This window comes from Neisseria sp. P0021.S006 (assembly GCF_051956895.1).
Map to the genome: position 1 here is coordinate 1 of NZ_JBQCWZ010001052.1, position 516 is coordinate 516.

Annotated in this window: 1 protein-coding gene; it reads left to right on the plus strand. The window is 46.1% G+C overall.

All coding sequences use genetic code 11. The features are described 5' to 3' along the window. On the plus strand, positions 1-433 hold a 433-nt coding region (locus ACTHUM_RS18670; protein ID WP_440403777.1), incomplete at its 5' end, for an AEC family transporter. Between the last annotated feature and the right edge of the window lie 83 nt (positions 434-516).

The window sequence follows — 516 nt, forward strand, 5'->3', positions numbered from 1 at the left end:
GGTCGGGCTGCTAATGTTTACCTTTCAAATCAAGCTGCCGCATATTGTCGATAATACTTTGGCGACGGTGGGCGGCATGATTGGCCCGGTTGCCATGTTGGTGGCGGGCATGCTTTTGGCTTCTCTGCCGTTACGCTCGATTATGTGGACGCCGAGGCTTTATCTCGTTGCTTTTTTAAGGCTGATTTTGATTCCGGTATTATTGCTTTTCGCCGTTAAAGCCTGCGGTTTTGCCCATCATGATGCGCATGCGGATACGGTTGTTTTAATCAGCTTTTTGGCAACGACTTCGCCTGCCGCAGCGACGGTTACCCAAATGGCGGTTGTTTACGGCAAAAATGCCCAAAAAGCCAGCGCGATTTATGGGTTGACGACCTTGCTTTGTGTGGTAACCATGCCGGTAATGATTGCGTTATATCGTTGGATTATTTAAGAAAAGGGCAGGCCGTCTGAAACTTTGACTTTATGTTTCAGATGGCCTGTTTGGTATTTTAATTTTGAAAATAACTTTTATTA